Origin of the sequence: Pseudomonas sp. SMN11, from assembly GCF_052041945.1 — a bacterium.
In the GTDB taxonomy this organism is placed as follows: Bacteria; Pseudomonadota; Gammaproteobacteria; order Pseudomonadales; family Pseudomonadaceae; genus Aquipseudomonas.
The window spans coordinates 1-15,468 of the sequence record NZ_JBKGGW010000061.1 but is presented as its reverse complement, the minus strand read 5'-3'; the positions used below and the strand labels follow the sequence as shown (position 1 = coordinate 15,468).

General features: G+C 58.0%; 11 protein-coding genes and 1 tRNA gene. All 12 read right to left on the bottom strand.

Annotation, left to right across the window (positions count from 1 at the left end; translation table 11 throughout):
* Positions 1 to 82 precede the first annotated feature (82 nt).
* The gene (gene fusA / locus ACLEJU_RS27930) at positions 83 to 2,230 is read right to left on the bottom strand and encodes an elongation factor G (RefSeq protein WP_159408681.1); all 2,148 of its coding nucleotides are present in this window, start codon (positions 2,228 to 2,230) and stop codon (positions 83 to 85) included.
* A 30-nt stretch (positions 2,231 to 2,260) separates the two neighbouring features.
* Entirely contained in the window at positions 2,261 to 2,731 is a 471-nt protein-coding gene (rpsG, locus tag ACLEJU_RS27925; RefSeq protein ID WP_003246741.1) for a 30S ribosomal protein S7, read from the bottom strand.
* 106 nt (positions 2,732 to 2,837) lie between these two features.
* On the bottom strand, positions 2,838 to 3,209 hold the full coding sequence (rpsL, locus tag ACLEJU_RS27920; RefSeq protein ID WP_003255492.1) for a 30S ribosomal protein S12: 372 nt from the start codon (positions 3,207 to 3,209) through the stop codon (positions 2,838 to 2,840).
* Positions 3,210 to 3,420: 211 nt separating this feature from the next.
* A complete protein-coding gene (rpoC, locus tag ACLEJU_RS27915; RefSeq protein ID WP_152959301.1) occupies positions 3,421 to 7,620 on the bottom strand; it encodes a DNA-directed RNA polymerase subunit beta' in 4,200 nt (1,399 codons plus the stop codon).
* Positions 7,621 to 7,684: 64 nt separating this feature from the next.
* Positions 7,685 to 11,758, bottom strand: a complete 4,074-nt coding sequence (gene rpoB, locus ACLEJU_RS27910) for a DNA-directed RNA polymerase subunit beta (protein WP_103448759.1) — start codon at positions 11,756 to 11,758, stop codon at positions 7,685 to 7,687.
* A gap of 219 nt (positions 11,759 to 11,977) precedes the next feature.
* Positions 11,978 to 12,343, bottom strand: a complete 366-nt coding sequence (gene rplL / locus ACLEJU_RS27905; protein WP_003255496.1) for a 50S ribosomal protein L7/L12 — start codon at positions 12,341 to 12,343, stop codon at positions 11,978 to 11,980.
* Positions 12,344 to 12,421: 78 nt separating this feature from the next.
* Positions 12,422 to 12,922: a 50S ribosomal protein L10 gene (gene rplJ / locus ACLEJU_RS27900; RefSeq protein ID WP_435425306.1), complete on the bottom strand. Its 501-nt coding sequence runs from the start codon at positions 12,920 to 12,922 to the stop codon at positions 12,422 to 12,424.
* A 198-nt stretch (positions 12,923 to 13,120) separates the two neighbouring features.
* Positions 13,121 to 13,816, bottom strand: coding sequence for a 50S ribosomal protein L1 (gene rplA / locus ACLEJU_RS27895; protein WP_027919361.1), 696 nt, complete (start codon positions 13,814 to 13,816; stop codon positions 13,121 to 13,123).
* On the bottom strand, positions 13,816 to 14,247 hold the full coding sequence (gene rplK / locus ACLEJU_RS27890; RefSeq protein ID WP_159408679.1) for a 50S ribosomal protein L11: 432 nt from the start codon (positions 14,245 to 14,247) through the stop codon (positions 13,816 to 13,818). Before rplK ends, rplA begins: the two co-directional genes overlap by 1 nt.
* A 119-nt stretch (positions 14,248 to 14,366) precedes the next feature.
* Positions 14,367 to 14,900 carry a transcription termination/antitermination protein NusG gene (nusG, locus tag ACLEJU_RS27885; protein WP_003255501.1) on the bottom strand — a complete coding sequence of 178 codons (534 nt, stop codon included), beginning with the start codon at positions 14,898 to 14,900 and terminating at the stop codon, positions 14,367 to 14,369.
* A 9-nt stretch (positions 14,901 to 14,909) separates the two neighbouring features.
* Positions 14,910 to 15,278: a preprotein translocase subunit SecE gene (gene secE, locus ACLEJU_RS27880; protein WP_054887148.1), complete on the bottom strand. Its 369-nt coding sequence runs from the start codon at positions 15,276 to 15,278 to the stop codon at positions 14,910 to 14,912.
* Between the two features lie 44 nt (positions 15,279 to 15,322).
* Positions 15,323 to 15,398: transfer RNA gene (locus ACLEJU_RS27875), tRNA-Trp, on the bottom strand.
* Positions 15,399 to 15,468: the final 70 nt, after the last annotated feature.

Below are 15,468 nucleotides of genomic sequence, written 5' to 3'. Positions count from 1 at the left end.
GGTGCCGACGTTAACGTGGGGAAGGGAACGATCAAATTTTTCTTTAGCCACGACAGTGAACTCCTAGCCTAAAGGGGCTGAATCAGCCTTGTTTTTTAATGAGAGCTTCGACGATGTTCGACGGAGCTTCAGCGTATTTCGAGAATTCCATGGAGTAGCTTGCGCGACCCTGAGACATGGAACGAACGTCGGTTGCGTAACCGAACATCTCTCCCAGCGGTACCTCAGCAGTGATTACCTTGCCGGACACCGAGTCTTCGTTACCCTGGATCATCCCGCGACGACGGCTCAGGTCACCCATCACGTCACCCAGGTAATCTTCCGGGGTTACAACTTCGACCTTCATGATCGGCTCAAGCACCACGCCACCGCCCTTCTGGGCCAGTTGCTTGGTCGCCATCGAAGCAGCGATCTTGAACGCCATTTCGTTGGAGTCGACGTCGTGGTACGAACCGTCGAATACCGTAGCCTTCAGGCCGAGCAGCGGATAGCCGGCAACAACGCCGTTCTTCATCTGCTCTTCGATACCCTTCTGGATCGGGGCGATGAATTCCTTAGGAATCACACCACCAACGACTTCGTTGGTGAACACCAGACCTTCGGTGATGTTGCCTTTCTCGTCGACGTCTGGCTCCGAGAAACGGATCCAGCAGTGACCGAACTGACCACGACCACCCGACTGACGAACGAACTTGCCTTCGATCTCGACGTTGGACTTGGTGATCTTCTCGCGGTACGAAACCTGCGGCTTGCCGACGTTGCACTCAACGTTGAACTCGCGCTTCATGCGGTCAACGAGGATGTCCAGGTGCAGCTCACCCATACCGGAGATGATGGTCTGACCGGTTTCTTCGTCGGTCTTGACGCGGAACGACGGGTCTTCCTGGGCCAGCTTGCCCAGTGCGATACCCATCTTCTCCTGGTCAGCCTTGGTCTTCGGCTCTACGGAGAGCGAAATTACCGGCTCAGGGAAGTCCATACGCTCAAGGATGATCGGCTTGTCGGCGTTGCACAGGGTGTCACCGGTGGTGACGTCCTTCATGCCGATCAGAGCAGCGATGTCGCCTGCACGTACTTCCTTGATCTCTTCACGCTGGTTGGCGTGCATCTGAACCATACGACCAACGCGCTCTTTCTTGCCCTTGACCGAGTTGATGACGGAGTCACCGGAGGTCAGGAAGCCCGAGTAAACGCGAACGAAGGTCAGAGTACCAACGAACGGGTCGGTGGCAATCTTGAACGCCAGGGCCGAGAACGGCTCGTTGTCGTCAGCGGGACGCTCGTCGTACTGCTCTGCAGTCACCTCGTCCTTCGGCACGTCGATCAGATCAGGGTGGATACCCTTGATCGCAGGGATCTCAGTTGGCGCAGGCAGGAAGTCGATCACGGCGTCGAGAACCAGGGGAACGCCCTTGTTCTTGAACGAGGAACCGCAGACAGCAGGAACGATCTCGCTCGCCAGGGTACGGGCGCGCAGACCAGCCTTGATGTCTTCGACGGACAGGTCACCTTCTTCAAGGTACTTGTTCATCAGCTCTTCATTGGCCTCGGCAGCAGCCTCGACCATGTTGCTGCGCCATTCGTTGGCCAGGTCCACCAGCTCAGCAGGAATCTCTTCCTCGCGGTAGGTAGTACCTTTGTCGTCGTCGTTCCAGTAGATGGCTTTCATCTTGATCAGGTCAACCTGACCCTGGAAGTCGTCTTCCGCACCGATAGCCAGCTGGACCGGAACCGGGGTGTGACCCAGACGGTTCTTGATCTGACCGATAACGCGCAGGAAGTTGGCACCAGCACGGTCCATCTTGTTCACGTAGACAACACGTGGAACGCCGTACTTGTTGGCCTGACGCCATACGGTTTCGGACTGTGGCTCAACGCCGGAAGTACCGCAGAACACAACGACCGCGCCGTCGAGTACACGCAGCGAACGCTCTACTTCAATGGTGAAGTCAACGTGGCCGGGGGTATCGATGACGTTTACGCGGTAGTTGTCGTACTGACCACGGGAACCTTTCCAGAAGGTGGTAACGGCAGCGGAGGTAATGGTGATACCCCGCTCCTGCTCCTGCACCATCCAGTCGGTGGTCGCGGCGCCGTCATGCACCTCGCCCATCTTGTGGCTCAGACCTGTGTAGAACAGGATCCGCTCGGTAGTGGTAGTCTTGCCCGCGTCAACGTGGGCGCAGATACCGATGTTACGGTAGCGGTTAATTGCTGTAGTACGAGCCATAAAGCCCTCGCAAAATGATTGATGCTTGAATTAGAAGCGGTAGTGCGAGAACGCTTTGTTGGCTTCAGCCATACGGTGCACGTCTTCACGCTTCTTGACTGCAGCACCTTTGCCTTCGGCAGCATCCAGCAGTTCGCCGGCCAGGCGCAGAGCCATCGACTTCTCGCCGCGCTTGCGGGCGTAGTCTACGAGCCAGCGCATTGCCAGAGCGTTACGACGGGATGGACGAACTTCAACCGGAACCTGGTAAGTGGCACCGCCAACACGGCGGGACTTTACTTCGACCAGCGGAGCGATGGCGTCGAGAGCTTTCTCGAAGATTTCCAGGGGGTCGCTGTTCTTGCGTGCTTTGACGGTATCCAGGGCACCGTAAACGATGCGCTCGGCTACGGCCTTCTTGCCGCTTTCCATCACGTGGTTCATGAACTTGGCGAGAATCTGGGATCCGTACTTAGGATCGTCAAGGATCTCACGTTTTGCTGCTACACGACGTCTTGGCATGATAAGCCCTCAAACGGTCTTCAGGTTAGCCCGGGACGTGGGTCTTCGACCCCTGCCCGACCTTACTCTTATCGACTCAAAAAAATGGAAGTCTGCAAACGGCCGATTACTTCGGACGCTTGGTACCGTATTTCGAACGGCCCTGGTTACGGCCTTTAACGCCCGAAGTATCCAGAGAGCCGCGAACGGTGTGGTAACGAACACCTGGCAAGTCTTTTACACGGCCGCCACGGATCAGGACGACGCTGTGCTCTTGCAGGTTGTGGCCTTCACCACCGATGTACGAGGAAACCTCGAAACCGTTGGTCAGACGCACACGGCATACTTTACGCAGTGCCGAGTTAGGTTTTTTCGGCGTGGTGGTGTACACGCGGGTGCACACGCCACGACGTTGCGGGCAGTTCTGCAGCGCAGGAACGTCGGACTTCTCGACCGAACGCTTACGCGGCTGACGTACCAGCTGGTTGATAGTTGCCATCTACTAGCTCCACTGATTGTCTTGCGACTCTATTGTCTTGCAAGAAAGCCAAAAATTGGCGAGACGGAGCCTCACCAAATTTAAGGGTACAAAAGTCTACGGAGGATCTTGCACCCAGTCAAGACGAGGCCCCGGCCCTCCTCGCCCGATCATCGGCAACATTTCATGTCACCGATGGCCGTCCGAGGGTTGCCGGGGCCCTGCCCTGTACTTAGTTGCCGCTGGAGTTCAGCGCTTCGGTCAGTGCGGCTTCCACCTCACTGGCGCTCACACGCAGCGGTTTGTCGGCATCACGGCGACGCTTGCGCTCGCTGTGGTAGGCCAGACCAGTACCGGCCGGGATCAGACGACCCACGACCACGTTCTCTTTCAGGCCGCGCAGGTAGTCGCGCTTGCCGGTTACCGCCGCTTCGGTCAGTACGCGGGTGGTTTCCTGGAAGGAAGCCGCGGAGATGAACGATTCGGTCGACAGCGACGCCTTGGTGATACCCAGCAGCACGCGGGTGAACTTGGAGATGAACTTGTCTTCCCCTGCCAGGCGCTCGTTTTCCATAAGCACCTGGGTCAGCTCCATCTGGTCACCCTTGATGAAGCTGGAGTCACCCGACTCGGCGATCTCGACCTTGCGCAGCATCTGACGCAGGATGGTCTCGATGTGCTTGTCGTTGATCTTAACGCCCTGCAGACGGTAAACGTCCTGGATCTCGTTGACGATGTACTTCGCCAGCGCACTCACACCCAGCAGACGCAGGATGTCGTGCGGATCGCTCGGGCCGTCGGAGATAACTTCGCCGCGGTTTACCTGTTCGCCTTCGAAGACGTTCAGGTGGCGCCACTTCGGAATCAGCTCTTCGTACGGATCGCTGCCGTCGGTCGGAGTAATGACCAGACGACGCTTGCCCTTGGTCTCTTTACCGAACGCGATGGTGCCGCTGACTTCAGCCAGAATCGAGGCTTCTTTCGGACGGCGCGCTTCGAACAGGTCGGCAACGCGTGGCAGACCACCGGTGATGTCACGGGTCTTCGACGTTTCTTGCGGGATACGCGCGATAACGTCACCAACGCCGATCTGGGCACCGTCAGCTACACCTACCAAGGCGTTAGCCGGCAGGAAGTACTGGGCAGGTACGTCGGTACCCGGCAGGTACAGGTCCTTGCCAGCGGCGTCGACCATCTTGATTGCCGGACGGATTTCCTTGCCTGCGGCAGGGCGATCCTTGACGTCCAGTACTTCAATGTTGGTCAAGCCGGTCAGTTCATCGGTCTGACGCTTGATGGTGATGTTTTCTTCCATGCCCACGAAGGTCACGGTACCTTTCAGCTCGGTAACGATCGGGTGGGTGTGCGGGTCCCACTTGGCGACGATTGCGCCAGCTTCGACCTTGTCACCTTCCTTGACCGAAATCACCGCACCGTAAGGCAGCTTGTAGCGCTCACGCTCACGACCGAATTCGTCGGCAATGGCCAGCTCGCCGGAACGCGATACGGCAACCAGGTTACCGTCGGCACGCTCAACCTGCTTCAGGTTGTGCAGACGCACCATACCGCCGTTCTTCACCTGGACGCTGTCGGCAGCCGAGGTACGGCTTGCAGCACCACCGATGTGGAACGTACGCATGGTCAGCTGGGTACCCGGCTCACCGATCGACTGTGCAGCGATAACGCCGACAGCTTCACCGATGTTCACCTGGTGACCACGAGCCAGGTCACGACCGTAGCACTTGGCGCAGATGCCGAAGCGGGTTTCACAGTTGATCGGCGAACGCACGATCACTTCGTCGATGCTGTTCAGCTCGATGAACTCGACCCACTGCTCGTCGACCAGGGTACCGGCCGGAACGATGACGTCCTCGGTGCCTGGCTTGAACACGTCACGGGCGATGACACGGCCCAGTACACGCTCACCCAGCGGCTCTACAACGTCGCCGCCTTCGATGTGCGGGGTCATCAGCAGGCCCTGGTCGGTGCCGCAGTCGATCTCGGTCACGACCAAGTCTTGTGCAACGTCTACCAGACGACGAGTCAGGTAACCGGAGTTCGCAGTCTTCAGTGCGGTATCCGCCAGACCCTTACGAGCACCGTGGGTCGAGATGAAGTACTGGAGTACGCTCAGACCTTCACGGAAGTTCGCGGTGATCGGCGTCTCGATGATCGAGCCGTCCGGCTTGGCCATCAGGCCACGCATACCGGCCAGCTGACGGATCTGGGCTGCGGAACCCCGCGCACCGGAGTCAGCCATCATGTACATCGAGTTGAAGGACTCTTGGTCGACTTCGTTGCCTTCGCGGTCGATGACCTTCTCTTTCGAGAGATTGGCCATCATCGCCTTGGATACTTCGTCGTTCGCCTTCGACCACAAGTCGATGACCTTGTTGTACTTCTCGCCCTGGGTTACCAGGCCGGAGGCGTACTGACTCTCGATTTCCTTCACTTCGTCGGTAGCGTTACCGATGATGCGGGCTTTCTCGTCCGGGATAACGAAGTCGTTAACACCGATGGAAACGCCGGAAATGGTCGAGTAAGCGAAACCGGTGTACATCAGCTGGTCAGCGAAGATAACGGTCTCTTTCAGACCAACCACGCGGTAGCACTGGTTGATCAGCTTGGAGATCGCCTTCTTCTTCATCGGCTGGTTGACCACGTCGTACGGCAGACCTGCCGGAACAACCTGGAACAGCAGCGCACGGCCGACGGTGGTGTCGACGATGCGGGTGTTCTTGGTGATGCTGCCATCGCGGTCTTTCACGGTTTCGTTGATACGAACCTTGATTTTCGCGTGCAGGGCAGCTTCGCCGGCGCGGAACACGCGGTCGACTTCCTGCAGGTCGGCGAATACGCGACCTTCGCCCTTGGCGTTGATGGCTTCGCGGGTCATGTAGTACAGACCCAGTACAACGTCCTGCGACGGAACGATGATTGGCTCACCGTTGGCTGGCGACAGGATGTTGTTGGTCGACATCATCAGCGCGCGCGCTTCGAGCTGGGCTTCCAGCGTCAGCGGCACGTGAACGGCCATCTGGTCACCGTCGAAGTCGGCGTTGTACGCGGCACAGACCAGCGGGTGCAGCTGGATAGCCTTACCTTCGATCAGAACCGGTTCAAAGGCCTGGATACCCAGACGGTGCAGGGTAGGCGCACGGTTGAGCAGTACGGGGTGTTCGCGGATCACCTCGGCGAGCACGTCCCACACCTCTGGCAGCTCGCGCTCGACCATCTTCTTGGCAGCCTTGATGGTGGTCGCCAGACCACGCATTTCCAGCTTGCCGAAAATGAACGGCTTGAACAGCTCGAGGGCCATCTTCTTCGGCAGACCGCACTGGTGCAGACGCAAGGTCGGGCCTACGGTAATTACCGAACGGCCGGAGTAGTCCACACGCTTACCGAGCAAGTTCTGACGGAAGCGACCTTGCTTACCTTTGATCATGTCGGCCAGGGACTTCAGCGGACGCTTGTTCGAGCCAGTGATGGCGCGACCGCGACGGCCGTTGTCCAGCAGGGCGTCGACCGCTTCCTGCAGCATGCGCTTTTCGTTGCGCACGATGATGTCCGGCGCCGACAGGTCGAGCAGGCGCTTCAGACGGTTGTTGCGGTTGATCACCCGACGATACAGGTCGTTCAGGTCGGAGGTCGCGAAGCGGCCGCCATCCAGCGGCACCAGCGGACGCAGGTCCGGCGGCAGCACTGGCAGGACGGTCAGGACCATCCACTCAGGCAGGTTGCCCGAGCCCTGGAAAGCTTCCATCAGCTTCAGGCGCTTGGACAGCTTCTTGATCTTGGTTTCCGAGTTGGTCTGCGGAATCTCTTCGCGCAGGCGGCCGATCTCGTGCTCCAGGTCGATAGCGTGCAGCAGCTCGCGGACAGCCTCGGCACCCATGCGGGCGTCGAAGTCGTCACCGAACTCTTCCAGCGCTTCGAAGTACTGTTCGTCGTTGAGCAGCTGACCCTTCTCGAGGGTGGTCATGCCCGGATCGATCACGACGTAGCTCTCGAAGTAGAGCACGCGCTCGATGTCACGCAGGGTCATGTCCATCAGCAGGCCGATACGGGACGGCAGCGACTTCAGGAACCAGATGTGGGCAACCGGCGAGGCCAGTTCGATGTGCGCCATGCGCTCACGACGAACCTTGGCCAGGGCAACTTCAACGCCGCACTTCTCGCAGATCACACCGCGGTGCTTGAGCCGCTTGTACTTGCCGCACAGGCACTCGTAGTCCTTGACTGGGCCAAAGATCTTGGCGCAGAACAGGCCGTCACGCTCAGGCTTGAACGTACGGTAGTTGATGGTTTCCGGCTTCTTAACTTCACCGAACGACCACGAACGGATCATTTCAGGCGACGCCAGACCGATGCGGATGGCGTCGAACTCTTCGACTTGACCCTGGTTTTTCAGCAAATTCAGTAGGTCTTTCAAGGCCTTTCCTCCTGGCGGAGCAGGGAGCGGGCATTACCTGCCCCACTCCCCTTCGCGTCACGTGTTATTCGGTTTCCAGATCGATATCGATACCGAGCGAACGGATCTCTTTGATCAACACGTTGAAGGACTCGGGCATGCCCGGCTCCATACGGTGATCGCCATCCACGATGTTCTTGTACATCTTGGTACGGCCGTTCACGTCGTCCGACTTCACTGTGAGCATTTCTTGCAGGGTGTATGCCGCGCCGTATGCTTCCAGCGCCCACACTTCCATCTCCCCGAAACGCTGACCACCGAACTGCGCCTTACCACCCAGCGGCTGCTGGGTAACCAGGCTGTAGGAACCAGTGGAACGCGCGTGCATCTTGTCGTCCACCAAGTGGTTCAGCTTGAGCATGTACATGTAACCAACGGTCACAGGACGCTCGAACTTGTTGCCGGTACGGCCGTCGAACAGCACCATCTGGCCGCTTTCTGGCAGGTCTGCCAGTTTCAGCATGGCCTTGATCTCACGCTCCTTGGCACCGTCGAAGACTGGAGTGGCCATTGGCACGCCTTTCTTCAGGTTGTTCGCCAGGGCGATGATCTCTTCGTCGGTGAACTCTTCCAGGTTCTCCTGACGACCACCGATCTCGTTGTAGATCTCGGTGAGGAAGGTGCGCAGTTCAGCGGCTTTACGCTGCTCTTCGATCATGCGATCGATCTTCTCGCCCAGACCCTTGGCCGCCAGGCCCAGGTGGGTTTCGAGGATCTGACCGACGTTCATACGCGAAGGTACACCCAGCGGGTTCAGTACCACGTCAACCGGAGTACCGTTGGCGTCGTGCGGCATGTCTTCAACCGGCATGATCACCGAGACGACACCCTTGTTACCGTGACGACCGGCCATCTTGTCACCCGGCTGGATGCGACGGCGGATTGCCAGGTAGACCTTGACGATCTTCAGTACGCCTGGAGCCAGGTCATCGCCCTGCTGCAGCTTGCGCTTCTTGTCTTCGAACTTGTCGTCCAGCAGACGGCGACGGTCGACGATGTACTGCTGAGCCTTTTCCAGCTGCTCGTTCAGTGCATCTTCGGCCATGCGCAGTTTGAACCACTGGCCGTGCTCCAGACCGTCCAGCACTTCGTCAGTGATCACGGTGCCTTTCTTCAGGCCCGCGCCACCGTCGACCACCTGGCCGTTCAGGGCAGCACGCAGACGCTCGAAGGTTGCACCTTCGACGATGCGGAACTCTTCGTTGAGGTCCTTGCGAATCTCGTCCAGCTGCATCTTCTCGATGGACAGGGCGCGGCTATCGCGCTCGACGCCATCACGGGTGAAGACCTGTACGTCGATGACGGTACCTTTGGTGCCGGTTGGCACGCGCAGGGAAGTGTCCTTAACGTCGCTGGCCTTCTCACCGAAGATTGCGCGCAGCAGTTTTTCTTCCGGAGTCAGTTGGGTTTCGCCTTTTGGCGTGACCTTGCCGACCAGGATGTCGCCAGCGCCGACTTCGGCACCTACGTAGACGATACCGGCTTCGTCCAGCTTGTTCAGAGCGGCTTCACCCACGTTCGGGATGTCCGCAGTGATTTCCTCTGGGCCAAGCTTGGTGTCACGCGCCACACAGGTCAGTTCCTGGATGTGGATGGTGGTAAAGCGGTCTTCCTGAACCACACGCTCGGACAGGCAGATGGAGTCTTCGAAGTTGAAGCCGTTCCACGCCATGAACGCGATGCGCATGTTCTGACCCAGTGCCAGTTCACCCATGTCGGTGGACGGGCCGTCAGCCATGATGTCGCCACGCTGAACCTTGTCACCCTTGCTGACCAGCGGACGCTGGTTGATGCAAGTGTTCTGGTTCGAACGGGTGTACTTGGTCAGGTTGTAGATATCAACACCAGCTTCACCGGTCTCGACTTCGTCATCAGCAACGCGAACGACGATACGGCTGGCGTCGACCGAGTCGATCACACCACCGCGGCGAGCAACCACGCAGACACCGGAGTCACGGGCAACGTTGCGCTCCATGCCGGTACCTACCAGCGGCTTGTCGGCACGCAGGGTTGGTACAGCCTGACGCTGCATGTTCGAACCCATCAATGCACGGTTGGCGTCGTCGTGCTCGAGGAACGGAATCAGCGACGCAGCAACCGAAACAACCTGCTTCGGCGAAACGTCCATCAGGGTGACGTCTTCCGGCGCCTTGACGGTGAATTCGTTCAGGTGACGAACGGCTACCAGCTCATCGATCAGCTGCTTCTTCTCGTTCATCGCGGCCGAGGCCTGGGCGATGACGTGATCGGCTTCTTCGATGGCGGACAGGAACACGATGTCGTCGCTGACCACGCCTTCCTTCACCACGCGGTACGGGCTTTCCAGGAAGCCGTACTGGTTGGTGCGGGCATAGGCTGCCAGGGAGTTGATCAGACCGATGTTCGGACCTTCAGGGGTCTCGATCGGGCACACGCGGCCGTAGTGGGTCGGGTGTACGTCACGGACTTCGAAGCCAGCACGCTCACGGGTCAGACCGCCAGGGCCGAGTGCGGAAACACGGCGCTTGTGGGTGATCTCGGAGAGTGGGTTGTTCTGGTCCATGAACTGCGAGAGCTGGCTGGAACCGAAGAACTCCTTCACCGCCGCCGCTACCGGCTTGGCGTTGATCAGGTCTTGCGGCATCAGGCCTTCGCTTTCGGCCATCGACAGACGTTCCTTGACCGCACGCTCAACACGCACCAGGCCAACGCGGAACTGGTTCTCGGCCATCTCGCCGACGCAACGAACGCGGCGGTTACCCAGGTGGTCGATGTCGTCGACGATGCCTTTGCCGTTACGGATATCGACCAGGGTCTTCAGAACCTCGACGATATCTTCCTTGCTCAGCACGCCCGAACCTTCGATCTCGGTACGACCGATACGACGGTTGAACTTCATGCGGCCAACGGCGGACAGGTCGTAACGCTCGGCGCTGAAGAACAGGTTGTTGAACAGGGTCTCGGCAGCATCCTTGGTCGGCGGCTCGCCTGGACGCATCATGCGGTAGATCTCGACCAGAGCTTCCAGCTGGTTGCTGGTGGTGTCGATCTTGAGGGTATCCGAGATGAACGGACCGCAGTCGATGTCGTTGGTGTACAGGGTCTCGATGCGGACAACCTGAGCCTTGGCGATCTTGATCAGCAGCTCGGTGGTCAGCTCGGTGTTGCACTCGGCCAGGATCTCGCCAGTGGCCGGGTGAACGATGGCCTTGGCGGTGGTGCGACCCAGAACGTATTCCATCGGCACGTCCAGCTGGTTGACACCGGCCTTCTCGAGCTGATTGACGTGGCGGGCAGTAATACGGCGGCCCTGCTCGACAATGACCTTGCCGCTGTCGTCATGGATGTCCATGACCGCAACTTCACCACGCAGACGCTGAGGTACCAGTTCCAGGCTGAGTTTTTCGCCGGAAATATGGAATACGTTGGTGGTGTAGAAGGTGTTGAGTACTTCTTCCGTGCTGTAACCCAGCGCGCGCAGCAGTACCGAAGCCGGCAGTTTGCGGCGACGGTCGATACGCACGAACACGCAGTCTTTCGGGTCGAACTCGAAGTCCAGCCACGAACCGCGGTAAGGGATGATGCGAGCGGAGTACAGCAGCTTGCCGGAGCTGTGCGTCTTGCCACGGTCGTGGTCGAAGAACACACCTGGCGAACGGTGCAGCTGGGAAACGATTACTCGTTCGGTACCGTTGATAACGAAGGTACCGTTCTCAGTCATCAGGGGGATTTCACCCATGTAGACTTCTTGCTCTTTGATGTCCTTGATCGCTTTGTTCGACGATTCCTTGTCGAAGATGATCAGGCGCACCTTGACCCGCAGTGGGACCGCGAAGGTCACGCCACGCAGGACACATTCCTTCACATCGAAGGCGGGATCGCCCAGGCGGTAGCCTACGTACTCCAGGGCAGCATTGCCGGAGTAGCTGATGATCGGGAATACCGACTTGAAGGCCGCGTGCAGGCCGACGTCACGGAACTGATCCTTGGATGCTCCCGCTTGCAGGAATTCGCGATACGAATCCAGCTGGATGGCCAGAAGATATGGCACATCCATGACGTCCGGCAACTTGCTAAAGTCCTTGCGGATACGTTTTTTCTCAGTGTATGAGTAAGCCATCAGCGTTCCCCAGCTTGGTCACCTGCTTGTTTGGCTTCTCCCGGCGGGAGCAGCCAGAAAATCGTGCAAACCCCTTGGTTTGCGCACCCACATGGGTGTCTTGCAGCGTGTTATCGGGGCCGGCATGACCGACCACCAATAACGGAAAAAGGCCGGTGGCATAAGCCACCAGCCATCAGCCCTTCGCTCAACGCTCAGGCTGGCATCGCAAAGTCGAAATTACTTCAGCTCGACTTTAGCGCCTGCTTCTTCCAGCTTCTTCTTAGCGTCTTCAGCGGCTTCTTTCGAAACGCCTTCAGCTACAACCTGAGGAGCGCCATCGACTTTCTCTTTGGCTTCTTTCAGGCCCAGACCGGTCAGTTCGCGAACGGCTTTGATCACGTTCACTTTCTTGTCGCCGGCTTCAACCAGAACAACGTTGAACTCGGTCTGCTCTTCAACAACGGCAGCAGCAGCAGCTGGGCCAGCAGCGGCAACAGCAGCGGTAACGCCGAAGGTTTCTTCCATTGCTTTGATCAGCTCAACAACTTCCAGAACGGTTTTCTGGCCGATTGCTTCGATGATTTGTTCGTTAGTCAGAGACATGACTTAAATCCTGTATTGGGGTGACAGCCTACGCAGCCATCAAATTAAACGTATGATTTTGAAAGAGTTGCGCGTGCCTTAGGCAGCAGCAGCTTCTTTCTGGTCGCGAATGGCTGCCAGAGTACGAGCCAGCTTGCTGGTAGCGCCTTGGATCACGCTCATCAGTTTCGCAATAGCTTCGTCGCGGGTCGGCAGGGAAGCCAACACGTCGATCTGGTTCGCTGCAATCAGATTGCCGTCAAATGCGGCTGCCTTGATCTCGAACTTGTCCTGACCCTTGGCGAACTCTTTGAACAGACGAGCAGCAGCGCCCGGGTGTTCGTTGGAGAAAGCAATCAGGGTCGGGCCTTTGAACGCGTCGTTGAGGATCGAGAATTCGGTGCCTTCAACAGCGCGCTTGAGCAGGGTGTTACGTACGACACGTACGTAAACGCCAGCTTCGCGGGCCTCTTTACGGAGTCCGGTCATTGCGCTTACAGTCACACCACGGGCATCGGCCACGACAGCGGACAGAGCGACTTTGGCAGCCTCGTTGACTTCAGCGACGATGGCCTTCTTGTCTTCGAGTTTAATTGCCACGGGTTTACTCCTGGTTTTTACCGTTTCATCTGGCCGAAGCCGGATGTCGTTTTGGTGTCTGATTCGGTAAACGAATCGGGAGCACCATCTGCGTGGGCTGGAGTTTTAAGGCTTGCGCCGCCTACGGTCTTGGATAGCCCCCGCCAGGCAGGGACCCCAATTTTTGCTGGTGACGCGACAGGTCGCGCCACCATGTTCTTACACGTTCAGCGAGCTCTGATCGATGATCAGACCTGGGCCCATGGTGGTGCTCAGGGTAACGCGCTTGACGTAGATACCTTTCGAAGAGGCCGGCTTGATACGCTTCAGATCAGCGATCAGGGCTTCAACGTTTTCCTTCAGCTTGTCAGCTTCGAAGCCGATTTTGCCAACGGAGGTGTGGATGATACCGTTTTTGTCGGTACGGTAGCGAACCTGACCAGCCTTGGCGTTTTTGACAGCGCCGGCTACGTCTGGAGTCACGGTACCCACTTTCGGGTTAGGCATCAGGCCGCGAGGACCCAGAACCTGACCCAGCTGACCTACAACACGCATGGCATCAGGCGATGCGATGACGACGTCATAGTTCAGGTCGCCGCCTTTCATTTCAGCAGCCAGATCGTCCATACCTACACGGTCAGCGCCGGCAGCCAGAGCGGCTTCAGCAGCTGGACCCTGGGTGAAGACAGCAACACGTACGGTCTTGCCAGTGCCGTGTGGCAGCACAGTAGCGCTACGAACGACCTGGTCGGATTTACGCGGGTCAACACCGAGGTTAACGGCGATGTCGTAGGATTCTACGAATTTGGCAGCCGGCAGCGAAGCGAGCAGGGTTGCAGCTTCTTCGAAGTTGTAGGCCTTGCCTGCTTCGATTTTCTCGGCGATTGCCTTTTGGCGCTTGGTCAGCTTAGCCATTACACACCCTCCACGTTCAGGCCCATGCTGCGGGCAGAGCCAGCGATGGTGCGTACAGCTGCGTCCAGGTCAGCGGCGGTCAGATCAGCCTGTTTAGCTTTGGCGATATCTTCCAGCTGAGCACGGGTAACGGTACCGACTTTAACGGTGTTCGGGCGAGCCGAACCGCTGGACAGGCCAGCAGCTTTCTTCAGCAGAACCGAGGCAGGGGTGCTCTTGGTCTCGAAGGTGAAGCTACGGTCGCTGTAGACAGTGATGATCACTGGAGTCGGCAGGCCGGCTTCTTGACCCTGAGTACGGGCGTTGAAGGCCTTGCAGAACTCCATGATGTTCACACCGTGTTGGCCCAGTGCTGGACCGACGGGCGGGCTTGGGTTGGCCTGGCCGGCCTTAACTTGCAGCTTGATGTAAGCCTGAATCTTCTTAGCCATGAGCTACTCCAAAATCGGGTACGAACGCCTAATGGCTCCCCGGATGACTTGCGTTTTATCCCAGTGACGACAAAACCCCGCAGCACACAGGGCTGCGGGGTATGGGATGCTTCGTCCGCCTAGACCTTTTCGACCTGGCTGAACTCGAGCTCCACCGGAGTAGAGCGACCGAAAATGAGCACTGCAACCTGCAGGCGGCTCTTCTCGTAGTTAACCTCTTCGACACTACCATTGAAGTCAGCGAACGGACCGTCAATGACACGAACCACTTCACCTGGCTCGAACAGCGTCTTCGGCTTCGGCTTGTCACTACCGTCAGCAACGCGACGCAGGATAGCCTCAGCTTCTTTATCGGTAATCGGTGCAGGCTTGTCTGCAGTGCCGCCGATAAAGCCCATCACACGAGGGGTGTCCTTGACCAAGTGCCAAGTCCCTTCGTTCATCTCCATCTGGACCAGTACATAGCCAGGGAAGAATTTGCGCTCACTTTTGCGCTTCTGGCCGTTGCGCATTTCAACGACTTCTTCGGTCGGGACAAGGATCTCGCCGAAGCCGTCTTCCATGCCAGCCAGCTTCACGCGCTCGATCAAGGAGCGCATTACATGCTTCTCGTAACCCGAGTAAGCATGCACAACATACCAACGCTTAGCCACGGGACACCTTTAGCCAACGATCAGGGAGACCGCCCAGCCGAGCAGGGAATCAAGACCCCACAGCAGCAGTGCCATAACCAGCACGACAGCCACGACAATCAGCGTGGTCTGGGTGGTTTCCTGGCGGGTCGGCCACACGACTTTACGGATCTCGGTACGAGCTTCCTTCGCCAACACAAAGAACGACTTACCCTTCGCAGTCTGCAGCGCTACAAAGCCTGCGACAGCAGCCAGGGCGAGAAGTGCAAGGACGCGATACAGAATCGGAGAGGCGGAGTAATATTGATTACCCACAACACCAACAACCACCAAAGCCACTACAGCCAGCCACTTGAACAGATCAAAACGCGATTCTTGGGCTTCAGTTTTGGGGGTCATCGAGGAGGATCCTGTAAGAAGAAAGCCATCACACCGAGGTGAAATGGCAGGTCAGGAGGGAATCGAACCCCCAACCTACGGTTTTGGAGACCGTCGCTCTGCCAATTGAGCTACTGACCTGTAACGCTGTATCAGGCCGGCCATTATACCGGCCTGATTAGGAAAATCAACTACTTATTCAATAATTTTT